The sequence below is a fragment of the Aquisalinus luteolus genome (assembly GCF_009712425.2).
GTDB lineage: Bacteria > Pseudomonadota > Alphaproteobacteria > Caulobacterales > Parvularculaceae > Aquisalinus > Aquisalinus luteolus.
Genome location: NZ_VCJR02000006.1, coordinates 30,788 through 52,509, shown reverse-complemented (window position 1 = coordinate 52,509; position 21,722 = coordinate 30,788). Strand labels below are relative to the sequence as shown.

Genomic DNA, 21,722 nt, shown 5'->3' with positions numbered 1-21,722 from the left:
GAGCGCCCTATTCGCTGGATTTCGTAATCGTGACGCTGGTCGTACCGACGGAACGGCCGGCCTGCATCGCTTCGTCATAGACCGTCACGGCAACCCCGACCTTGGACTGGGGAGCGGCACTGACGATGACGACGCCATTCGGGTTGGACGCGAAGAATTCCGAGACCACCGGCTGGGTCGAACCCGGATCGATGATGCGGGCATCATCGACCGCGACAAACCCGTCAGCCTGCACGTAAAGAAGAAGGCTGGGCGGCGGTACCGTGTTCTCATCCGGCGGTGTGTCTTCCGGCGTCTGAGGGTTGAAGCCATCTTCATACACGAACGTTGCCGTCACAATGAAGAAGATCAGCATGATGAAGACGATATCGAGCAACGGTGTGACGTTGACTTCGGTCTCGTCGTTCTGGGATCCAAATCGTCTACGCATGGTTTGGTCCTATCAGTCTCTGACCTTGTCGAACGCATCTGCCGTATCGGAAACGGACTTGGCAGCGGCGCGCTCAAGGATGTTTGTCATCAGGATGCCTGACAGGGAAGCAACGAGACCAGCCATCGTCGGGATGGTTGCCTTGGAGATACCCCCGGCCATCAGGCGGGCGTTGGACGATCCGGTCACGGCCATGACTTCGAACACTTCGACCATGCCGGTGACGGTGCCAAGCAGACCTAGCAGCGGTGCGATCGCAACCAGGCCCTTGATAACCGTCAGGTTCGAATTCGCGGCCAGCTTGACTTCGGAAAGCAGCTTTTCGCGGACGGCCAGAGCATACCAGGAGGTATGCTCGGACCGGGCTTGCCAGGCGCGGACCGCCCGGGACTTAACGCCGCCCTGGGCCGTGGTGAAATAGATCACCCGTTCCAGGATCAGAGCCCACATGATGAACGTCGCGACCATGATGACAACAAGGACGTTGCCGCCGGCGATCAGGAAGTTATTCAGGGACTCAATCGCGTTGAGTGGATTCAAGGCTTCGGGCATTTAACGAACTCCTATGTTACAGGCGTTGCCCTTAAGACCGAGACTCCGCGTGCTCGGCGATCATCCCGGCAGACTGCTCTTCCAGAACCTGCGAGACGCTGCGTGCAGCACCACTGGCAAAGGCGTGGATGAGAAGCAGCGGGATAGCCGCGACCAGGCCGAGAACGGTGGTGACGAGTGCTTCGGAGATACCGGATGCCATCAGCTGCGGGTCACCCGTACCGTACAGGGTGATCGCCTGGAAGGTCCGGATCATACCGATAACCGTACCGAGCAGGCCGAGCAGCGGTGCTACAGCGGCAAGAACCTTGATCAGGTTGAGGCCACCTTCGAGCTTCGGCACTTCTTTCAGGACCGCGTCGTCCAGTTTCAGCGCAACCGTTTCAACATCGGCATTACGGTTGGAGTCGTAAGCCATCATGATACGGCCAAGCGGGTTGGACTTGGACGGTGTTTTCTTGCGCATCTGGCTGCGAACGGCGCCATTGACGGCCCAGAGCGTTGCCAGCTTGTACAGGCCAAGCAGCAGGCCAATGGCCAGGATGGCGAGGATCACGTAACCGACGGTCCGGCCCTGCTGAATCGTTTCCATGATGGACGGCTGGGTAACGACCAACTCGAGCAGCGTGCCGAGCGACGGGTCGATGACACCGCGAACGAAGCCTTCGCCGCTATAGCCTTCTACCGTACGGGCAGCGGACTGGGCATCGGCAACGGCCGGCTGGCGGGCCAGCAGCTCAAGCTCACCGTTTTCATAGGTCATGTAGTTACCGTTGTTGAAGACCGAGAACGGTCCGATGCGGGTAACTTCACGCTCTTCTGCTGTACCATCGGCACGGACGACTTCAGCGCCGTAGGTGGCGACTTCGGACTGGGCAACCATTTCCTGCAGGAGCGTGAAATAGAGGTTTTCCAGCTCGGTCACGGTCGGCAGCGTTTCGCTTTCGGCCGTTTCGCGCAGGGATTCGGAACGACCCGGATATTGCGAGGAGATGATCGAGTCATCCAGACGCGACGCAAGGTCGGAAGCAGCCGAACGGGCGGCACCGAACAGTTCGGCGAATTCGCCCTGACGGCTGTCGAGTTCTGCCTGCAGCTCCTCGATGCGGGTACGGTTTGCCGCGAAGGCAGCGTCCAGCTGGTTCGAGCGAGCCGTTTCAGCGTTCACCTGGCTGCGGATTTCAGACAGTTTCTGCTGTTGCGTGTTGCGCTCTGCGAGGAAGCGTTGCTCACGCTCCTGGTTGGTCTGCTGCACAGCCTGACGCTCGGCGCGGGCTGCGTTGAGGACATCCTGAAGCGAGGTCTGAGCCATTGCGCCCGTCCCGAAAGCGGACAGCGCGGCGGCACCGGCGACTAGAGAAATGCCAAGATTACGAATGAGTTTCATGTCGAGAATTCCTTCCAATTCGCCTTACTTACTGAGCCTGGACCGGGGCCGGAACCGGCACACCGAGCAGGGCTGGCGCTGTTTGTTCCTTGGCCATGCGAATGCCAAGCTTAACGTCGGACATATATTTGTTGTCGAGATCGACGTAGGCGTTCGCGTCGCGATCATAGATCCGCAGAACCGAATCATCGGCCGTCTTGTAGATCAGCGCGATACGGCCAATCCGCAGGAACTCGACAGACAGTTCGCCGCCTTCGGCTGCGACCGTACCGTCATAGGCCTCGATCGTGCGGCCATATTCGTTCTCGATCTGGAAAGCCTCGACGATGAGACGGTAGCGCTGGGCTTCCGAAACATTCGAGTCGGTCATGACATTGCGCAGACGCGCGATCCGGTCGGCGCGCTCGCGCTCGAGGAACGGCATGTCGGCTGCGATGAACTCTTCCAGCGTGGCGAGCATCTCTTCCATCAGCGGCAGCATGGCGCGCTGGATGTTCTCGATGTTGTCGACGTCGAGCTGAAGGTTCTCGATCTGGGTGGACTGCCGCTCCACCTCGACAGCACGGGACTGGTTGAAGCGCGACAGAAGCTCATACTGCTTCAGGTTCGCGCGATAATCGACGAGGAGACGGCTGGTCTCTTCATCAAGGCTGTCGATCCGCTGCTGGGAGGCCTTTGCCTCGGCGACGGTCTGCTTGCTGACGTCAATGGCAGCACTGAACTGGGCCGCAGCCGGCGCAGTTGCTGACGCCACCATAGCGATGGCCGTTCCCAAAAAAGCGACTTGTTTAATCATCCTGTTCACCTACCGCATTGCTTCGGTCAAAGGCGACCGGGATGGCCGCCAGAATTGTTAACACATGAACACCCCGTAAGGTGCCATAGAAAGACGCCCGCGGCGCCCATAAAAAAGGGTGGAAAAGTTTGTCCCCAATCACACCCCGTACCAAGATTGGGAAAAAACGCTGCAAAAGGCAACGCCTTTATTTCTCAATCCCTGAAAACGGGTGTGCGGGTCGTTTCCCACGCCTCTTGGCCAGTGTCTGGCTCTGTTATTTTGTTACACTTTAGCGGTACCAGACAGCCCTTGTAAACTATTTATTTACAGGACGGCATCGCCAGAGTGTGAGCGATTTAGCATTTACCGGATAACAAATCCAGCGGTCGCGCAGGAAATTCCCGCCGCACCCCCGCCCTTTGGCAGAGAACTGCGCACCGATGGAATGTTAAATTTATCGTCCGCACACAGCATATCGTCATCACGGCCTGTATACTGTGATGCAGCTTGTTCCGGCATGGGTTCAAGGCAGACAGCCAGTCTCCCCTAGCGCCGTATCGAGCGAAGCATCCGGAGCAGCGAGAGGAACATCCACACGAAGGTGGTCAGCACGGCAAGGACCGCATGCCACTCGGCGATCGTCCCCTTGCCGCTTCCGTCGAGCGCCTCGATTCGCTGGAAATCGACCAGCAGGTTGAGCGCCGCCAGCCCGGCGGTCAGCCCGAACCAGAGCGCGGCCCCCGCCCCTGACCCGTGGATAAACTCTATCCTGTATCCGAAGATCAGGCTGGCGAACGAGACGAGATAGATCAGGGCGACAGCAGATATTGCCGTAGCCAGCACCATCTTGAACCGCTCGCTGAGCCGGATCAGGCGGGTCAGGTAGAGAATCAGCATCGTGGTGAAGACGAGCCCGGCGACACAGACGGTCTGAAAGGCGATACCCGGATAGCGCGCCTCCGCGGCGAGCGCGAGACCACCCATGAACAGCCCTCCCGTCACCGCGAAAACGGGCGCCATTACCATGCATAATGTTGGCCTGAAGCGGCCGACCAGCGCGCTGATCAGGGCGATTACCCCTGCGCCGAAGCCGAAATCGCGGGCCATCTGCCCTTCCTCGACGCTGATTGCACCGGCAGGATCGACGATGAAGTACATCGCGGTCACAGCACCGGCCATGACGATGAAATGGAGGATGAGAAGGCGAATCGCCGACGTGGTTCCGGCTGTGCGCTGTCCGGGCTCGGCACGAGGCAGGCGCGCTATCGCGCCGCGGCTGTTCAGCGGGCTGCCAAAAGGAATAGCGATCATCGTGTCACATGCTCCTCGCTTCGGTCCAATTGGCAGGATGGAGAGCGGCGGCCCGGCCTTAACGATCGGGCCGCCATCGTTCTATTTTACCATTTGGAGATACAGGGGATCTTGTTCAGGTCGCACCGCTGGGCATAGTTGCGGGCGATCTCCGTGACTTCCTGCATCAGCCCTTCATCCAGGGTGATCGGCTCCAGCCCCATGCCGATGAACCGGTCATTGGCGACATGCAGGTCGTTTTCGTCTGCTTCCTTGCGCGGGTTCTGGACGAAGGCAACTTCGGCCCCGGTCTTGTCGGCGATCATCTGGGCGAGATCGCGGACGCGGTGGGTTTCCGTCATCTGGTTGAGGATGTTGACGCGCTCGCCTTTCTGCGGCGGGTTCGTCAAGGCCAGCTCGATACAGCGGCAGGTATCCTGGATATGGATGAAGGCGCGGGTCTGGCCGCCCGTGCCATGCACGGTCAGCGGATAATCGACGGCCGCCTGCATTAGGAAGCGGTTCAGCACCGTGCCATAGTCGCCATCATAGTCGAAGCGGTTGATCAGGCGCTCGTCCAGACGGGTCTCTTCGGTCTGGGTGCCCCAGACGATGCCCTGATGCAGGTCGGTGATCTTGACCTTGTCGTTCTTGTTATAGAAGTGGAAGAACAGCTGATCCTGGGTCTTCGTCATGTGATAGATCGAACCCGGATTGGCCGGATAGAGGATTTCCTGGTCCGTCAGGCCTTCCTCGGTTTCAACTTTGACTGTCAGATACCCTTCAGGGATCTTCATGCCGGCCGTGCCATAGCCATAGACGCCCATGGTGCCGAGGTGGATCAGGTGGATGTCCTGCTTAGACTCCACGATCGCGGCGAGCACGTCATTGGTGGCGTTAAGGTTATTGGAAACCGTGTAGCGCTTGTGCCAGGACGATTTCATCGAATAAGGCGCGGCGCGCTGTTCGGCAAAGTGGATGATCGCGTCCGGCTTTTCCTCTTTGATGAGGGTCAGCAGGCGATGATAGTTCTCGCCGATGGTGAAGTTCTCGAACCGGATCTTGTTGCCGGTCAGCTCTTCCCATGTGTCGAGACGTTCGCCCAGCGGACGGATCGGGGTGAGCGAATCGACTTCCAGTTCTACGTCGATCTTACGGCGGGAGAGGTTGTCGACGATGATTACATCATGACCCCGCTTGGACAAATGCAAGCTGGTCGGCCAACCGCAGAAGCCGTCTCCCCCAAGAACAATGACTTTAGCCATCAGGATTTCCTTACCTATACAGTGAACGCCCCGGATCGGGGCGCTAACGCGTCTGTGAACTTAGTGTGATGGTTGTTTAGGAGATTTGCGACCGAAAAAACAAGCGTGCTGTTTATTTCATCTCACATCGCCATAAAAGCGGCGCAATTACCCCACCCCCAGCCTTTAACGATGATCCAGCCTCCCCGGATTTTCAGCCGCTGGCAATCGCCTTGTGACGCCGGTCAAAACTGTTGTCACGCGCGCCATCTTCTGCCAAAGGAAAAACTCTTTGTCGCAGAAAATGTTACCCCCAGTGTCACAGCTCCATTATATCCTCAATGTATCCTGCCCGGACCAGATTGGCGTCGTTTCTGCCGTAACGGGCCACCTGACCGAAAACGCCTGTTTCGTAGAGGAGTCCTCCGATTACGGCGATCCCCAGACCCGGCAGTTTTTCATGCGCATCAGGTTCCGTCCGACAAGGCCAGGTTTCGATCCCAAAGCGTTCATGGATGGCTTTGCTGCGATTAAAGATCGACTGGATCTGAAGCTCGATCTTTACGAGCGCGCTACGCGCCGAAAGGTCGTGCTCATGGTGTCCAAACTCGATCACTGCCTCAACGATCTCCTGTTTCGCTATCGCACCGGCGACATCCGCATGGATATCCCCGCGATCATCTCCAACCATCCGGATCTGCAGCAACTCGCTGACTGGCACGATATTCCGTACCACTACATACCGGTGACGGCAGATACGAAAGCCGAGGCGGAAAAACGGATCGAAGAAGTGCTGGAGGAAACGCAGGCAGATACGATCGTTCTTGCCCGATACATGCAGATACTGTCAGCCAGCATGGCGGAAAAATATCACGGACGGATCATCAATATCCATCACTCGTTCCTGCCCGGCTTCAAGGGGGCCCGCCCCTATCACCGCGCCCATGAACGGGGCGTGAAGCTGATCGGCGCCACTGCACACTATGTCACGGCGGATCTCGACGAAGGCCCGATCATCGAGCAACAGGTCGAGCGGGTGGAGCATTTCAATTCCGTATCCGACATGATTGCCGCGGGGCGCGACGTCGAATGCCTCACCCTCGCCCGCGCCCTGCGCTATCATCTGGAGCACAGGGTTTTCCTGAATGGCAACAAGACCGTCGTGTTCCGCCGCTAGAACAGTTCTTTTGCGTAATCGGCCAGACCGGCAGCAAACTCTTCGCGGTCTTTTGCAAAGGCCATGTTTGCTTTCAGCCAGCCCAGCTTGTCGCCGCAATCATGGCTCTCGCCCTTGAAGCGATAGGCAAAGAATTGCTGCTGCTTCATCAACTCGGCCATGGCGTCCGTCAGCTGGATTTCATTCCCGGCACCGCGTTCGGTCTTGGCCAGCAGGCCGAAGATTTCAGGCTGCAGGATATAGCGGCCTGTGATCGACAGGTTTGAAGGCGCAGTTTCAACCGGCGGCTTTTCGACCATGCCGGTCATCTCCATCAGGTCGCCTGAGGCACCTTCCTTCGGTGCGATGATTCCGTATTTGTTGACCTGGTCTTCGGGCACTTCCTCCACGGCGATCATGTTGCCGCCAACCTTGGCGTACTCGTCGACCATCTGTTTGAGCGCGCCCGGCTTGCCGCGGATGATCACATCCGGCAGGGAAATGGCGAAAGGCTCGTTTCCGACGATATCGCGCGCGCACCAGATGGCGTGCCCGAGACCGGCCGGAACCTGCTGGCGGGTGAAGGAGACCGCCCCCGGCGCCAGGATCGGCTTGACCACAGTCTCGAGGATTGCGTCTTTCTTTTTCGCCTTCAGCGCGTCTTCCAGCTCGTAGGCGTGGTCGAAATAATCCTCGATCGCGCCCTTGCCACGCCCGGTGATCATGACGATGTGCTCGATCCCCGCCTCCAGTGCTTCGTCCACGACATATTCCAGCAATGGCTTGTCGACGACCGGCAACAGCTCCTTTGGCGTGGCCTTGGTGGCCGGCAGGACGCGCGACCCGAAACCGGCTACTGGAATGACGACTTTCTTGACTGTTGCTGACATTTATTTTCCCCGGAAAGCTTGAGGTTCAGAATTAAAGGCTTTGACTTGCCCCGGCAAGGCTGAATGCCTGACGCGACAGGTCACCTGATTGCAGACACCCATTCGACCTAGGCCGTTTCATTGCCATATCCATGCGGATTGGCCGATTGCCAGCGCCAGTGATCAGCGCACATGTCTTTCAGGCTGCGCTGTGTCTGCCAGCCCAGCAGGTCCCGTGCGAGGCTCGCATCGGCGAAAATCTCGGCAATATCGCCGCTGCGCCGGGGCACGATTTCATAGGGCAGGTCCCTGCCGACGGCGTGCGACCACGCCTTGAGCACCTCAAGCACTGAATGCCCCTGCCCCGAGCCCAGATTAATGTTGCGCACGAAGCCCGCATCGCTTTTCAGCGCGTGGGAAAGTGCCGCCTCATGGCCCTCGGCAAGATCCATGACGTGGATATAGTCGCGGATGCCGGTGCCATCGCGCGTGTCGTAGTCATCGCCGAAGACATTCAGCTTGTCGCGGCGCCCCACTGCGACCTGTGCAATGAAGGGAAAGAGATTGTTCGGTATGCCCAGCGGGTCCTCGCCGATCAGGCCAGACGGGTGGGCGCCGACCGGATTGAAGTAACGAAGGTTGATCACCTTCCACCTGTTGTCAGCATGATGCTGGTCGGCAAGGATCTGCTCATTGAACAGCTTGGTCATGCCATAGGGGTTGGTCGGCCCGGTCAGGCCGCTCTCGTCGACCGGGCTCTTGTTGCGGTCGCCATAGACCGTGGCAGAGGAAGAGAAAACGACCGTCCGCGCATCGCAGGCATTCAGGATCTCGACAAGATTGAGCGTCGAATTGAGATTTTTCTCGTAGTAGAAGCCTGGCTTCTCGACCGACTCGCCCACGGCCTTCAGGCCGGCGAGGTGAACGGTACCGGCAAGGGATTTGCCCTTCAGCTCATCGATGATCCTGTCAATGTTCGCCTTGTCTGCAAGGTCAGCCTCGATCAGCGACACCTCCCTATTCGTCAGCTTACGGACTCTCGACACGGCCTCTGGCGAGGAATTATAGAAATTGTCGATGATGGTGATGTCATATCCGGCCTGCAGCAGGATCAGCGCGACATGGCTGCCGATATAGCCGGCCCCGCCGGTCAGAAGGATGTGGTTGCTCATCAATGTGTCTCCTGCTTGTCGGCAGTTGTGAAAAGATTGCGCGTCGACTGTGGCAGGCGCGACAGAAAGGCCGACGGGGAATGGTTTTCCCTCCACCACGCGGACGCTGACTTGCCGAGGCTTTCCAGTTCCTGCCTGTCCATCTGCCTGACCTGGCGCAGGAAGGCCGCCGCCTCATCGATCGATGGCTCCGCCCATGCCCCGTAACGGCTGTCGTAGTGCCCCTCGCTGAAGGGCTGTTTCGTGGACGTATGGGCTATGAGAAACGCGCCCGGGCAATCGGCAAAATCCGTTACCGACGACCACCCGGTCATGATTGCCGGAACACCAAGGCACAACGCCTGGACCGGCAAGAGACCATACCCCTCCGCCCGATGAAGATTGATGATACAGTCTGCCGATCCGATCAGCGCAAGCATCTCATCGGTCGAGAGATATCCTTCCTGTACAATGATGCGCGGGTCGCCACCGGTCAGTTCCGCTTTTAGCGACGGCTCGATATGGCCGGTGGCTTTCAGCACCAGCCGTGCGTCATCGTCATCGAGAAAGGCCTGTTTGAAGGCCTCCACCGCTCCTTGCGGGTTCTTGCGGAAAATGTTCGACCGCGGATCAAATGCGCTGAGTGCCAGAAAACTATCGGCGGCAAGACCCAGGCGGCCACGCCAGTCCACCTCTTCGATATCCTTTTCCGTGTAAAGACCGGCAGGGTAACCGACGCTGTAGACCGGTATACTCACCTGTCCCTGCACCGCCTGACGCACAAACTCGCTGGGCACCCAGATCTCGTCCAGCCAGCGCGTAGCGGCGACCCAGCTTTCAGGCATCCGGGACTGCTCCCATGCCCAATAACCGATCAGGCGTCGCCCGCGCAGCCTGTCGGGTCCGATCGCCGCAAGACAGGCAACCAGTTCCGGCGGATTGACGTGGATGATGACCGGTCCCTTGCCGTCATCGTCATGGGGCATCGAAAAATCCAGCAGGGAGCGATCAGGTTGCAGCTGGGGGGCAATATCGATCAGCGACGGTGCCATGCCGGCCTGTGCCAGCCCCCGCGCGACCAGCCTGGCACCGACGCCCAGTCCGAATGGCGAGGACAGAAACCCGGCAACGGCCGTCCGTCCGCTTGCAAAACTTTCAGGTCGTGCCGCCAGCGCCCGCAGGCGCCAGGAAAAATACTGACCTTTGAGAAACCGGGCGAGAGGCCTCGGAAAGCCGGATGACATGATGCCTCTTCTCGTGTTTGCGATGCCTCGTTGGTAACGCATATATGGCTATTGCCATTTCAGCACAACGGCCCGGCACTGGTGCCGGTGGCCGGTCAGCCCCACTATAGGGCCAACCGCCCTAACGAGAGTTTGCGGGACGGAACAATTCTTCCTACACTTCAAAAAAATATTTGAGGCACCATGCTTACCCGTTCTGCAGTCGTATCCCCCATTACAACACCGCGCGACGATCAACCGAAAAATGTCGAGATCGCCGTCCTGGTTCCCTGCTTCAACGAAGCAGCCACCATCGCAAACGTGGTCCGCGATTTTCGTGCTGCACTGCCCGAGGCAACGATCTATGTCTTCGACAATAATTCAACGGATGACACGGTAGAGGAAGCGCGTCGCGCCGGGGCTGTCGTGCGCACCGAAAACCGTCAGGGCAAGGGCCATGTGGTGCGCCGGATGTTCACGAATATCGAGGCGGACATTTATATCCTAGTCGATGGCGATGACACATATGAGGCCGATGCCGCGCCTCGGATGGTCAATGCGATGATAGATGAGGGCCTCGACATGGTAACCGGCGTTCGTCGCCACAAAAACAGCGCCGCCTATCGCGCCGGCCATCAGTTCGGCAACAAGCTTCTAACGGGCCTTGTCGAATATACCTTCAATGCCCGCTTTCAGGACATGCTTTCCGGCTACCGCGCTTTCTCGCGTCGCTTCGTGAAAAGCTTCCCGATGATGGCCCGCGGCTTCGAGGTCGAGACCGAATTCACCATTCATGCATTGGAGCTCAACATGCCGATCGGGGAGATCGACACCCATTATGGCGAGCGCCCGCCGGGGTCGGTTTCGAAGCTGAACACCATCGGTGACGGCATCCGCATTCTCAGCACCATCGCCCTGATCATGAAGCAGGAACGGCCAATGATGGTCTTCGGCCTGGTCGCCCTCGCCCTGTTCCTCCTGTGCGTCGTCTTGCTGGCACCAGTCGCGACCACCTATTTCATGACCGGGTTGGTACCGCGTATGCCGACGGTGGTTATTGCCTCGGCCCTGTTGATTATCGCGATGCTCAGCACCGCATGCGGCCTGATCCTGGATACCGTCACCCGTGGCAGGCAGGAAGCCAAGCGCATCGCCTATCTGGCCATTCCCGGCGTTCTGCATATCAACCCTCCAGCACACCGCACACCGGCGGCTGACGAAACCCATGTCAGGACTACAGGGAAATGACGCACCGGTTCATCCGCTTTGCCCTTGTCGGCACGGCGGGCTTCCTCGTCGATGCGAGCGTCCTGTCTGCGGTAACATGGCTCGGCGCCGGGCCGTACGTTGGCAGGCTGATCTCCTTTGCCGTCGCAGTAACCGTGACCTGGTATCTCAACCGCGTTTTTACTTTCGGCGATCATGACCCGCTCTGGCTGCGCCAGTGGGCGCGGTTCGTGTCGGTCAATGCTGTTGGCGGGCTGATCAATTACGGCGTCTATGCCCTGCTGGTGGCGTTCATACCCTTCTTCGCCACGCATCTTGTCGCCGCCGTCGCCATGGGCTCTATAGCCGGACTTGCGTGGAACTTCATCGGGTCGAGCAAGGTGGTTTTTCGGGGGCAGCCGCGATAATCCGCAAGCGCTATGACGTCAGGGCAAAAGACCTGATCTCCAGCCGCTGATCACTTGCCTTGTCGAGAGTGATTTGCGTGATACCGGCACGCGGATCAACGCAGTCATTCCCGGATATCTCTACGATGATATGCTTGCGCGTTTGGTCAAATCTGGCAGGCAGAACGCCATCGCCACAGCTTGCGGTGACTGCAATTTCCTCTGCAGCAGGAGCATTCAGTGTTAGCTGCAGCGTTTCAGTGGATGCCGGATCGGCGAGCGCCCCTGTCGGGGCGCTGACAACCAGCACACGCCGGTTCCACCGCGGGGACAATAACCCGCCCTCACGCCCGTCCGGCCTGTCCGTTTCCGCCAGGAATGTAAGCATGTTTTCACCGGAGATACTGACGGATGACCCGCCATTGCCGCCGGCAATGCCAAGCCCATAGAGAAGCGCATTATCGCGTATAAAGGCAGCCGGATCAGCCACGACCAGCCAGAACTGCCGGCGCCGGTCAAATATCGTCGGCACAGCCATGTAAATGTCCTCGCCCAATTCCGTGATCGGGGAGACGATCCCCGCGGCGAGGTCGCCCGACGCCACACGGGAAGCAATCTGGCTGCCGTCTGCCGGTACGATATCGACACCCTTCAGGTCACGGAGGAAGTAATATTGATAGGTATGTTTCCGCGTCCAGATGCCGACTTTCTGGCCGGAAAAATTATCGGCAAAGAGATCGATATTTTCGACCTGCTTGCCGCCATAGAGGTAGTAGAGCGCGCCCTTGAATGGCTTGGCGTATTTGGCATCGCCGTGCATACGCGCAGCCTCGCCACCACTCCATGTCGTATAGACTAGTGGCGCCAGGGAAAGGATACAGAGCGCAAGCAAGAGCCGGCGGGAGACCAGCATTGCAAGGCCGAGCAAGGCACCCGCCGCAATCAACGGGAAGCCGGCCTGGAAATACCGGATCTCGCCGGTCACGTTCCACGGCACGATCCCTGAGACGACAAGCAGATAGGCCCAACCCGCCCCGATCGCCAGGACAGCAGGAAGTGCTCTCCTGCGATACTTCTTGAGGACCAGAAGGATGATGGCAAGTACGGGACTGACAAGCATCAACAGGAAACCGATGATGCCATAGCCACTGCCATTCCAGTCTGCATTGCGCGTCGCCCGGTCGAAATAGCCCAGCACGCCGCGCTTCATCGTGTCGTCGGCACCGACCGCATCCAGGCCCTTTTCGATCAGTACCCGCTCGCCATCTCGCAAGGGTTTCAGCGGACCAACCGCAAAGCCATGCAGGTCGGGCGATTGCAACATGGTCACGGCAATATTCTGTAGCGGGTCACGACGGTCATTGCGGAATATCTCGCCATGCTCTGCCTGGGCAGTCGGCGAATATACCGGATGGCCGAATTCGATGATGTTGCGCACATAGCCATAGGTACCAAGAGACACTGCCCCGACCGCCGCCAGTGCAGCAAACATGGCGACACGCTTGATGGCCATACGCCGTACGATAATGAAAGCCAGCAGCGCACAGGCGACGCCAAAGATCAACGGAATTGCCGTCACCTTGCCCCCCACCGCCAGGCCCGCCGCAATGCTGGCCATCAGCGCCTCATTGCGCCATCCGCCACGGGATCTCGCAATGGCCCGCAAGCCAAAGACAAGGCTGGAAAATCCAAGTCCGCCCGTCAGCAGGTCGTTGGAGCCGTTGGTCGCAGCCAGTACAAGCTGCGGGGCGCAGATGACCGTACCTGCTGCCAGCAACCCGCCCAGCACCGGCATCCGGCACTGTCGCCCCAGCTCAAGCGTGCACAGGACGATCATTGCCAGCCCCGCTGCCTGATGCAGATGGGTAAGCGCGTGATTGTCGCCAAAGGCAATAACCCAGTATTGCAGCAAATTGCCGTTCAGTGGCGATTCCACCTGGCGGGCATCGGCTGTGGGGAAGTGATCGAGAGAGCCAAGCCGGTCCCAGAAATAGGCCCGCGCGAGATGATAGGCCTCGGCATCGCCGAACAGTGGCCCGACGAACACCGCCCAGACAATGTTCACCACACTGATCAGGATGACTGCTGCGATAACGCTTGTGCTGACAGGACGTTGCACAAACCACTGGCGCATCAGGGTCGGAAGCTCGCGGATACCGAAAGCCCGTGACGGGACTTTGCGTCGATAAACCAGAAACACCAGACCAGCGGCGATGACCATATTGAACAGCAACAAGAGCCAGTCGTGCAGGATATCGAAAGTGCCCAGGACAAGGCTGGTCAGTACGCACTGTGCCATGACCAGCAGCAGGGCCTGTAGCCAGCGCATGCGCCGACCAGCGACAGGAAACAGCCGCACAAGCGCCACTGCGCTGATGGCGACCGGTATCAGGGACAGACAAAGAAAGACCAGACCTGCCAGGCTATCCATCATTTCCCTCCTTCACCATCGGCAGTACCTGACTTGACCGGCCGCGAACCGGCTGGCCAGTGTCAGCGGCCAGTATCAGCGGCCAGTATCAGCGGCAAGTGTGGAATTCGACGGAAACGATCGCAGAGTTCGGCTCGCGTGCCAGCAAAGTGACAACACGTGTCTCGCCTGCCGGTACGACAGGCTCCCCAAAGGAAGACTGCTCGACTTCGCTCGCGTTGACGCGCAAGGCGAACTCGGTCGCTTCCTGATCGCCTTCGGCCATCAAGAAGATTGAATTGGCCGCACCGTCAGGTGAGAAATTTTCGACACTGACACACATGTCCTGCTCACCAGCTTCGACAATGTAGAGAGCGTGGAAATTCTTCCAGCGGCCTTCGGCCTGCTCATGAATTGTGCCAGTGGCAACATTGTCCGTCGTTGGCACGATGATGCGCGGTTGCGTGACGATCGTGCCCTGAACCTGTGTCAGTTCACCATCCGGGCCGGTCAGTCCGGAGACCATGACCCGGTCCCCTTCCTGCACGCTGCTGCAGGCAACCTCAGCCCCTGACAGGCGGTAGTCATTGCGCGCAACCGGATCCGCATATGTACAGATATCCAGCGCCTCGAGATCGATCTCGGCGGTATCATCATTGGCGGAATTGCCGCAAGCAGCAAGCAAGGCGCAGGCACCGGCGGCAAGGAAAAGACGGAACATCATTATACCTCTTGTACTTTTTTCAGCTCAGTATCGCGACGCGCCGCCTTTCTGAAAAGGCTACTCGTCTAGCGACCGATGGAGTGATACTGCCAGCCTTTTTCGGCCATGTCATCCGGACGGTAGATGTTACGCAGGTCGACGATGACCGGCGCGCTGAGCGCTTCCTTGACGCGGGCAAGATCGAGGGCGCGGAACTCGTCCCATTCGGTGACGATGACCAGAACATCGGCGCCTTCCAGCGTCTCATACGGACCATCGCAATAGGTGATGGTATCGCCGAAATGCTTGCGCGCCTCGTTCATGGATTCAGGGTCATGCGCCTGAACGCTCGCCCCTTCGCCGATCAGCGCGGGAATGATGTCGAGCGACGGTGAGTCGCGCATGTCGTCCGTGTTCGGCTTGAAAGCGAGACCAAGAACGGCAACCGTCTTGCCCTCGAGATCGCCACCCACTGCAGCCTTGACCCTGCCGGCCATGGATTTCTTGCGGGTGTCATTTGCCTCGACGACGGATTCGACGATCCTGACCGGCGCGCCGTGCTGTTGTGCCGTGCGCACCAGGGCCAGCGTATCCTTGGGGAAGCAGGAGCCGCCATAACCGGGACCTGCATTGAGGAATTTCGAGCCGATACGCTTGTCGAGCCCGATGCCCCGGGCGACGGCCTGTACGTCGGCACCGACCTTCTCGCACAGATCAGCCATCTCGTTGATGAAGGTGATCTTCGTCGCGAGAAACGCGTTGGCGGCGTATTTGATCAGCTCTGACGTCACGCGCTGGGTGAACAGGATCGGTGTCTCGTTCAGGAACAGCGGACGGTAAAGCTCGGTCAGGACTTCCTTCGCGCGATCATCCTCGACACCGCAGACCACACGGTCAGGACGCTTGAAGTCGTCGATGGCTGCGCCCTCGCGCAGGAATTCCGGGTTCGATGCGACCGAGAAATGCTCGCCCGGCGTGAAGCCATCGCGCACCTTCTGGATGATCGCCTCGACCTCGGCACCGGTACCGACTGGCACAGTGGATTTCGTGACGACGACTGTATACTTGTCGATCAGCGCGGCGATTTCTTCGGTCGCGGCATAGACATAGGAAAGATCGGCATGGCCATCGCCGCGGCGGGACGGGGTGCCGACGGCGATGAAGACCGCATCGGCGTCCTTCATGCCTTCTGCCAGATCGGTGGTGAAGGACAGGCGACCGGCTTTCACATTGTCAGCAACCAGCGCATCGAGACCGGGCTCAAAGATCGGAATCTCGCCATCGAGCAGGCGCGAAATCTTGCTTTCATCCTTGTCGACACAGACTACCCGGTGCCCGAAATCGGCAAAACATGCACCAGAGACCAGGCCGACATATCCGGTACCGATCATTGCGACTTTCATGAGAAATCCCCCGTCATCCTTCAGCTACTCCATACAACAGCAACGAGGAACGGCAAGCTCCGGAAGCATGCTGCATAGCACAAAAAACCAGGGTTATCTCATTGCACACCCTATCGGGGGTGTCATCCGTTTTCTGACCCGGCCAGGGCAAAAATCAGGGGCGACAATCGTGATCGATAGCGAGCTCAGGATGCGACTTCAGGCGTGGTCACCCACATGCTTGCGGGCCTGAAATCGTCTTTTGAAAGAAAGAGATGGCTGGGGCGGCTGGATTCGAACCAACGAATGGCGATACCAAAAACCGCTGCCTTACCACTTGGCGACGCCCCAGCGAGAAGCGTGTTCTTAGACGCATCATTTGCGGATTTCAACGCCTTTCTTCGCAAAAAATCACCGCCCGGAAAAAGGGCAGGTTTTGCCGCCAGCAATTGCCGTGAGCCAGCAAATCCGGGGGCGTCAAAGGCCGATAGCATCTTTGGTCAATTTAAGGCTTGAGACTTTTCGCACTTGCAGCGAAAATGCCCCGGTAACTTGTTCTTGTATCGGGGGATTCATGGCGACCATCTATCCAGTCATTATGGCGGGAGGCTCAGGCACACGGCTCTGGCCCCTCTCGCGCCGAAAGACGCCCAAGCAGTATCACGGCATTGTCACGGACAGCAGCATGCTGGTTAACACGCTGGCGCGCGTCTCGGGCAATGGCACCGGCATCTCGGTTGCCGACCCGATCATCATCTGTGGCGCGGAGCACCGCGACCTCGTGCTCGACCAGTGCAAGCAGGCGGACATTTCCCTGAACGCCCTGATCATCGAGCCTGTCGGGCGCAACACCGCCCCCGCCGCTGCGCTGGCCGCCATGGTCGTGCGCGAGATCGACCCGGACGGCCTGATTCTGCTGCTGCCCGCCGATCACCATGTGAGCGATCCGGAAGGCTTCTGGCGCTGGGTGGAAACCGCCCAGCCGATCGCCGCGGACGGCTTCATCACGACCTTTGGCATCAAGCCGACCCATCCGGAAACCGGTTATGGCTATATCAAGACCGGCGAGACCATCGGCGACATGGCCTATCGCATCGACCGGTTTGCCGAAAAACCGGACTTGGCGACGGCGCAGGCCTATCTGGATGATGGCAGCTATTACTGGAACGCCGGCATCTTCCTGTTTTCCGCCACTGCAATCCTGGAAGAGTTCGACACGATCGCAGCCGACATTTCGAATAGCTGCCACTCGGCGCTGAAAGGCGGCGGGCGCGACGGCAAGGTCTATACTCTGTGCCCGGACACTTTCGCCAATTGCCGGTCTGAATCCGTCGACTATGCCATCATGGAAGAGACCCGCCGCGGCGCCATCGTCGGGCCGGTCGAGATCGGCTGGAACGATATCGGCGCCTGGTCTGCCGTACGGGAAATCCTCGCCGAGGCCGGCAGCGACGCTACGGTAACCGTCGGCAATGTCATCGAGATAGACACCAGAAGCAGCTATGTCCGCTCTGACGGTCCCCTCGTCTCCGTGATCGGTCTGGAGAATGTCGTCGTCGTTGCGACTGACGATGCCGTACTCGTCGCACGGGCTGACCGGGCACAGGACGTAAAGCGGGTCGTCGAGGCGCTGAAGGCAGGCAAGAAAACGGACCTTCTCTAGAAGCACAGTGTAATGACAGGTTTTTCAAGCACCGCCGACAGGTTCGTGGCATGGGTTCGCGATGATGCCCTGCCCTTCTGGGCAGACCACGCCGTTGACGCGGCTGGCGGCTTTTATGAGAAGCTGGACCTTGAAGGCCGCCCGGTGACCGATTGCCTGCGCCGTGTCAGGGTGCAGGCCCGCCAGACCTATTCCTATGCCTATGCTGCCAGCCTCGGCTGGTATGGTGATGCACGGAGAGTGAGCGATCATGGCTGGGCTTTCGTTACGTCCAGGGGCATGCAGCGAGACGGCACGCCCCTGCCCGGTGCCAGCATTGCCCACCTCCTGAACAATGACGGCTCCCTTCATGACGGCCACCGCGACACCTATGCACAGGCATTCCTGTTGCTGGCTGCCGCGTGGCGCCTGCGCAGCTTCGGTGATGACAGTGCTGCGCAAGTGATCAGGGACAGTTTTGCGTATCTCGATACGATCCGTACACCACATGGCGGCTATCAGGAAGCAGACACACCGGCCCTGCCCCGGCGCCAGAACCCTCACATGCACCTGTTCGAAGCCTTCATGGCGTGCTTCGAGGCGACCAACGATCCTGCCTGCCTTGAGCGCGCAGGAGAGATCCATGCGCTGTTCACGGACAAATTTTACGATGATCGCCACGGCGTGCTGCTGGAATTCTTCAACGAGGATTGGTCACCCCACGCCGAAACCGGCGACCTGATCGAGCCGGGTCACCTGATGGAATGGGTCTGGCTGCTGCGCTGGTATGAGCGGCTGACGGGCACGAATGTCAGCGCCCCTGCAGATGCGATGTACCAGAATGCGATCAAGCTGGGCCTGAACGAAAAGACCGGCCTGCTTTACGACGAGCTGCGCCTTGATGGCACGGTAACCAAGCCCACAGCCCGTTCCTGGAGCACGACGGAATATATCAAGGCAAGTCTTGCCCAGGCCGAAGCGGGCCAGCATGGGATGTTTGAAGTAGCGGCCGAAAAAACAGCCTTGTTACTGGATACCTACCTTTCTCCACCGCTGGCAGGCGGTTGGTATGACCAGTACGATGCGAACGGAAATGTGGTCGGTTCCTACATGGAAACCAGCACTTTCTATCACCTTGTATGCGCGGCGGGAGAAACAGATCGCGTCAAGGCAGTACTGGCATAGTAAATGCACGTGAACTACACGCGTTTATGACCAAAAACTCATGGATACCGATCTTGATTTGGGGTCATCGCGCGTTTAAGACTTTGATTGGTAAAGACATTTCTAGAGAGAGTGAAAGTCTATGAAAAACACGATTGTTTTCGGGGCGCTCAGCCTTGCGCTTGTAGCCTGCGGCGGCGGTGACGATACGCAGACCACTTCCACGACAACTCCGGACACCACGACCCCGGCGGCAAGTACACCGGTCATGGCCCCCATGGCTGGCACTGTGCTCGCCAACTTCCCGGCCGATGCCGATATGCTGACTGGCCGAGAATGGGTAACTGTCTCACGGGCTGACAAGGGCGTCAGCCTTTCCGGCACGTCGGCAACAGCTTCCGCCGGTGCAGAGACCGGCGGCGCAAGCATCGAAGTCAGCGAAGACGTCGCGGCAGCGGTATCCGGCAAGCCGGTGACAATCACCGTGCGTGCAGCAGGCGATGCCGGCTCCACTATGCGCGTTGCCTATTCCACCAACCGGGTCGGCAATAGCGGCTGGCAGGAATTCGAACTGTCCGAAGACATGCAGGATTACAGCTTCACCTATCCGGTTCCAGCTGACGATCAGACGGCTACGGACTATATCGGCATCCTGCCGGGTGCCTATGGCGACGTCGTTGTTGCAGGTATCAGCTACGAAATCGGCGAATAAAACATTATTGCGGCTCAGGCGATGACCCACATGCCTGAGCCGCCTGTTACCTCGCGGCGGCGGATCAGACCTGCATCATCACGGGTCAATTCACACTTGATGACATCAGGCACGATACCCGCCAGCACGATCTCGTCTCCCTCGGTGTAGATCGTCGAATCCCCCATCGAATTCAGCACCACATACGCAGGCACGTCGCAATCGACATAGCCGCCAGGACCGAAGCTCATGCCTGAGCCCAGATGGGTCGCGGGATTGAACAGCGCACTTGCCGGAAAAAGCTGATCGGATGCCGTCGCCGCGGGCGAAGTGTTGCGCGTGATCGCCATCTCGTGAACCAGTGTCCCGTCCGATGCATGTATGCGCGCCGTGCCCTCATAGGGACTGGCGACTGCAATGCAGGATTCAGCCGTATTGCTGCTGGTTCCCGTGGCAAGTGGCACTGCGAAGCGCTGGCCGAGTGACGAGACGGACTGATAGGCCGTCGCATCGAAGCCCGCACCGTCAGCACCCGACAACGCACTGATCGGCCCGTCCGCCCGAAGGATGATCGCACCGGCCTGCTCATACCCCGTATTGTCCCCTGCGCCTGATATCTCGAACAGGTTGACCGGACTGCCGGGCGACACGACGAAACTGCCGCTTTCACCGCTACGCCTGTACCAGTCGACCGTCGTGCCTGCATAAAGGGCGGACACCCTTGCATTCCTGTTCCAGCCGATAAGCTCCGTATCAGGAGCATGAAGCAGGCGATAATCCCTGACATCGTCGAAGGATGAAATCGCCGCAAAAACTGGCTGGTCCGATACGAGCCGGAATTCCGCATTGGCATTTACCGTCAGCTGGGCTCGCTCGAAGGCGCCAAGCTCCACCGGACCATCGATAATGGTGCTGCCCGTGCCGTCATACAGTGTCACGATGGCAGGCACGGAACCTGCCGCGACATGAACACGCCCGACATACCCGCTGTCCGAACCTCGAAAGGCAAACAGCAGGAACAGTGTGCCGGCCAGCGCCTCGTGCCCCAGCGGCATCGGGCCGCCGGTCATCGCGCTGACGCCCGTATGGCCATGACCCGTCTCGATACGCGTACCGGCCGGATAGGCACCGTGGAACATTTCCCCCAACGATAGGGTCTTTACGTAGGAGCCGTCGATGAAAAGCATGTTCGCGTCGGCGGCGGAGGCCAGCACCAGCGTGCTGCCGCTCGCCGCATTGCTGGCAAGGCTGACGGAGCGTGTCTTTGCGATATTGCCTTCGCGGAAATGGCGCTTGGACTCGTAAAGCCGGGCAAAAGCCTCGCTTATTTCCGCGATGCTGCTGCCGCGGAAACGTGCGACGCCATCAGCCGGATCGATCCGTATCGCATCCTGCCAGGCGCTGCCATCGGCGGAAACGCGCACGCTGAAATCGCTGTCGCCGACCAGCCCCAGTTCTGCTCGCCCGCTATATCCACTCTGCAGCACAAGGCTCGCCGTATCGGTGTCCCCCTGCCGGTTCAGCGTGTGCCGGATGCTGCCGGTGCCGGGGGTGACATCGTCATGGCTGAACAGGACGGCGTCCGATTTGATTGCCAGCCTGTTGGGCAGGCTCGCGCTGGTGTTGATCCCGACAAGATCGACAGGGTTTGGAAGGGGCGCCACGCGCTGCCAGCCCTCCTCAGCCCTAACCAGTAATGCAGCTTCATCCTCCACGAAAATCCGAAAGCCCGTAGCAGCCGCAAGATATGCCCAGGCGCCATCCTGCCAGACGGCGATCATGCCCCCCTTGCCAGTCCAGTCTCCCGAGACAGCCTCAGGCAGCAGATAACCATCGCCGGCAGAGGGGCTGGCGGGCGGCTCATCAACCTGGCGCGACTTCACGCTTGCCTGCACCAGGGCATCGAGCCTGCGCAGCGCTTCATTATGGGTCACATGCTTTTGCGCCTGGCCGGACGCCATATATGGCAGGGACAGTCTTTCACTCTCGGACATTCTTACCTCGGACTTGCTGGATCGGGCGTCGATCATACGCCTC

The 21,722-nt window shown here is 59.2% G+C and carries 19 protein-coding genes and 1 tRNA gene; 6 read left to right on the top strand and 14 right to left on the bottom strand.

What is annotated here, in order from left to right; translation table 11 throughout:
- Positions 1–7: 7 nt before the first annotated feature.
- The 6 genes from FF098_RS16715 to FF098_RS16690 all read right to left on the bottom strand — a co-directional run bounded on the left by FF098_RS16715 (position 8) and on the right by FF098_RS16690 (position 5,702).
- The gene (locus tag FF098_RS16715; protein WP_155142721.1) at positions 8–430 is read right to left on the bottom strand and encodes an ExbD/TolR family protein; all 423 of its coding nucleotides are present in this window, start codon (positions 428–430) and stop codon (positions 8–10) included.
- Between the two features lie 12 nt (positions 431–442).
- Positions 443–982, bottom strand: coding sequence for a MotA/TolQ/ExbB proton channel family protein (locus tag FF098_RS16710; protein ID WP_155142720.1), 540 nt, complete (start codon positions 980–982; stop codon positions 443–445).
- Between the two features lie 31 nt (positions 983–1,013).
- Positions 1,014–2,369 carry a MotA/TolQ/ExbB proton channel family protein gene (locus FF098_RS16705; RefSeq protein WP_155142718.1) on the bottom strand — a complete coding sequence of 452 codons (1,356 nt, stop codon included), beginning with the start codon at positions 2,367–2,369 and terminating at the stop codon, positions 1,014–1,016.
- A gap of 28 nt (positions 2,370–2,397) precedes the next feature.
- Complete coding sequence (locus FF098_RS16700; RefSeq protein WP_155142716.1) at positions 2,398–3,165, bottom strand: DUF3450 domain-containing protein; 768 nt, start codon at positions 3,163–3,165, stop codon at positions 2,398–2,400.
- Between the two features lie 528 nt (positions 3,166–3,693).
- A complete protein-coding gene (locus FF098_RS16695) occupies positions 3,694–4,458 on the bottom strand; it encodes a Bax inhibitor-1/YccA family membrane protein (protein WP_155142714.1) in 765 nt (254 codons plus the stop codon).
- A gap of 86 nt (positions 4,459–4,544) precedes the next feature.
- Positions 4,545–5,702: an NAD-dependent epimerase/dehydratase family protein gene (locus FF098_RS16690; RefSeq protein WP_155142712.1), complete on the bottom strand. Its 1,158-nt coding sequence runs from the start codon at positions 5,700–5,702 to the stop codon at positions 4,545–4,547.
- A gap of 295 nt (positions 5,703–5,997) precedes the next feature.
- Here FF098_RS16690 and purU point away from each other — a divergent pair, with 295 nt between their 5' ends.
- Positions 5,998–6,858: a formyltetrahydrofolate deformylase gene (gene purU / locus FF098_RS16685; protein ID WP_229714605.1), complete on the top strand. Its 861-nt coding sequence runs from the start codon at positions 5,998–6,000 to the stop codon at positions 6,856–6,858.
- Here purU and galU read toward each other — a convergent pair.
- From galU to FF098_RS16670, 3 genes are all read right to left on the bottom strand, one after another.
- Positions 6,855–7,727 carry a UTP--glucose-1-phosphate uridylyltransferase GalU gene (gene galU, locus FF098_RS16680; protein WP_155142710.1) on the bottom strand — a complete coding sequence of 291 codons (873 nt, stop codon included), beginning with the start codon at positions 7,725–7,727 and terminating at the stop codon, positions 6,855–6,857. The genes purU and galU overlap by 4 nt on opposite strands.
- A 107-nt stretch (positions 7,728–7,834) precedes the next feature.
- Positions 7,835–8,878, bottom strand: a complete 1,044-nt coding sequence (gene galE / locus FF098_RS16675) for a UDP-glucose 4-epimerase GalE (RefSeq protein ID WP_155142708.1) — start codon at positions 8,876–8,878, stop codon at positions 7,835–7,837.
- Entirely contained in the window at positions 8,878–10,101 is a 1,224-nt protein-coding gene (locus tag FF098_RS16670) for a glycosyltransferase family protein (protein ID WP_155142706.1), read from the bottom strand. The genes galE and FF098_RS16670 overlap by 1 nt, the downstream gene beginning before the upstream one ends.
- 183 nt (positions 10,102–10,284) lie before the next feature.
- On the opposite strand from FF098_RS16670, the gene FF098_RS16665 reads away from it, so the two are divergent.
- Together FF098_RS16665 and FF098_RS16660 are read left to right on the top strand one after the other, a co-directional pair.
- Positions 10,285–11,328, top strand: coding sequence for a glycosyltransferase (locus tag FF098_RS16665; protein ID WP_155142704.1), 1,044 nt, complete (start codon positions 10,285–10,287; stop codon positions 11,326–11,328).
- Entirely contained in the window at positions 11,325–11,714 is a 390-nt protein-coding gene (locus tag FF098_RS16660) for a GtrA family protein (protein ID WP_155142702.1), read from the top strand. The genes FF098_RS16665 and FF098_RS16660 overlap by 4 nt, the downstream gene beginning before the upstream one ends.
- Before the next feature lie 10 nt (positions 11,715–11,724).
- Here FF098_RS16660 and FF098_RS16655 read toward each other — a convergent pair whose 3' ends face one another.
- The 4 genes from FF098_RS16655 to FF098_RS16640 all read right to left on the bottom strand — a co-directional run bounded on the left by FF098_RS16655 (position 11,725) and on the right by FF098_RS16640 (position 16,539).
- Entirely contained in the window at positions 11,725–14,127 is a 2,403-nt protein-coding gene (locus FF098_RS16655) for an ArnT family glycosyltransferase (RefSeq protein ID WP_155142700.1), read from the bottom strand.
- Between the two features lie 85 nt (positions 14,128–14,212).
- Positions 14,213–14,827: a hypothetical protein gene (locus FF098_RS16650; protein ID WP_155142698.1), complete on the bottom strand. Its 615-nt coding sequence runs from the start codon at positions 14,825–14,827 to the stop codon at positions 14,213–14,215.
- Between the two features lie 65 nt (positions 14,828–14,892).
- Positions 14,893–16,209, bottom strand: coding sequence for a UDP-glucose dehydrogenase family protein (locus FF098_RS16645; protein WP_155142696.1), 1,317 nt, complete (start codon positions 16,207–16,209; stop codon positions 14,893–14,895).
- Positions 16,210–16,464: 255 nt separating this feature from the next.
- Positions 16,465–16,539: transfer RNA gene (locus FF098_RS16640), tRNA-Gln, on the bottom strand.
- Between the two features lie 223 nt (positions 16,540–16,762).
- Between FF098_RS16640 and FF098_RS16635 the strand changes: the two genes are divergently transcribed.
- The 3 genes from FF098_RS16635 (at position 16,763) to FF098_RS16625 (ending at position 19,706) form a co-directional block, all read left to right on the top strand.
- Positions 16,763–17,851: a mannose-1-phosphate guanylyltransferase/mannose-6-phosphate isomerase gene (locus FF098_RS16635; protein ID WP_155142694.1), complete on the top strand. Its 1,089-nt coding sequence runs from the start codon at positions 16,763–16,765 to the stop codon at positions 17,849–17,851.
- 12 nt (positions 17,852–17,863) lie between these two features.
- The gene (locus tag FF098_RS16630) at positions 17,864–19,015 is read left to right on the top strand and encodes an AGE family epimerase/isomerase (RefSeq protein WP_155142692.1); all 1,152 of its coding nucleotides are present in this window, start codon (positions 17,864–17,866) and stop codon (positions 19,013–19,015) included.
- A 121-nt stretch (positions 19,016–19,136) separates the two neighbouring features.
- On the top strand, positions 19,137–19,706 hold the full coding sequence (locus FF098_RS16625) for a hypothetical protein (protein ID WP_155142690.1): 570 nt from the start codon (positions 19,137–19,139) through the stop codon (positions 19,704–19,706).
- A gap of 14 nt (positions 19,707–19,720) precedes the next feature.
- Here FF098_RS16625 and FF098_RS16620 read toward each other — a convergent pair whose 3' ends face one another.
- Complete coding sequence (locus FF098_RS16620) at positions 19,721–21,679, bottom strand: DUF2793 domain-containing protein (RefSeq protein ID WP_166426607.1); 1,959 nt, start codon at positions 21,677–21,679, stop codon at positions 19,721–19,723.
- Between the last annotated feature and the right edge of the window lie 43 nt (positions 21,680–21,722).

Coding starts and splice junctions, on each gene's coding strand:
- FF098_RS16715 (WP_155142721.1), bottom strand. CDS start 430: ATGCGTAGACGATTTGGATCCCAGAACGACGAGACCGAAGTCAACGTC.
- FF098_RS16710 (WP_155142720.1), bottom strand. CDS start 982: ATGCCCGAAGCCTTGAATCCACTCAACGCGATTGAGTCCCTGAATAAC.
- FF098_RS16705 (WP_155142718.1), bottom strand. CDS start 2,369: ATGAAACTCATTCGTAATCTTGGCATTTCTCTAGTCGCCGGTGCCGCC.
- FF098_RS16700 (WP_155142716.1), bottom strand. CDS start 3,165: ATGATTAAACAAGTCGCTTTTTTGGGAACGGCCATCGCTATGGTGGCG.
- FF098_RS16695 (WP_155142714.1), bottom strand. CDS start 4,458: ATGATCGCTATTCCTTTTGGCAGCCCGCTGAACAGCCGCGGCGCGATA.
- FF098_RS16690 (WP_155142712.1), bottom strand. CDS start 5,702: ATGGCTAAAGTCATTGTTCTTGGGGGAGACGGCTTCTGCGGTTGGCCG.
- galU (WP_155142710.1), bottom strand. CDS start 7,727: ATGTCAGCAACAGTCAAGAAAGTCGTCATTCCAGTAGCCGGTTTCGGG.
- galE (WP_155142708.1), bottom strand. CDS start 8,878: ATGAGCAACCACATCCTTCTGACCGGCGGGGCCGGCTATATCGGCAGC.
- FF098_RS16670 (WP_155142706.1), bottom strand. CDS start 10,101: ATGTCATCCGGCTTTCCGAGGCCTCTCGCCCGGTTTCTCAAAGGTCAG.
- FF098_RS16665 (WP_155142704.1), top strand. CDS start 10,285: ATGCTTACCCGTTCTGCAGTCGTATCCCCCATTACAACACCGCGCGAC.
- FF098_RS16660 (WP_155142702.1), top strand. CDS start 11,325: ATGACGCACCGGTTCATCCGCTTTGCCCTTGTCGGCACGGCGGGCTTC.
- FF098_RS16655 (WP_155142700.1), bottom strand. CDS start 14,127: ATGATGGATAGCCTGGCAGGTCTGGTCTTTCTTTGTCTGTCCCTGATA.
- FF098_RS16650 (WP_155142698.1), bottom strand. CDS start 14,827: ATGATGTTCCGTCTTTTCCTTGCCGCCGGTGCCTGCGCCTTGCTTGCT.
- FF098_RS16645 (WP_155142696.1), bottom strand. CDS start 16,209: ATGAAAGTCGCAATGATCGGTACCGGATATGTCGGCCTGGTCTCTGGT.
- FF098_RS16635 (WP_155142694.1), top strand. CDS start 16,763: ATGGCGACCATCTATCCAGTCATTATGGCGGGAGGCTCAGGCACACGG.
- FF098_RS16630 (WP_155142692.1), top strand. CDS start 17,864: ATGACAGGTTTTTCAAGCACCGCCGACAGGTTCGTGGCATGGGTTCGC.
- FF098_RS16625 (WP_155142690.1), top strand. CDS start 19,137: ATGAAAAACACGATTGTTTTCGGGGCGCTCAGCCTTGCGCTTGTAGCC.
- FF098_RS16620 (WP_166426607.1), bottom strand. CDS start 21,679: ATGTCCGAGAGTGAAAGACTGTCCCTGCCATATATGGCGTCCGGCCAG.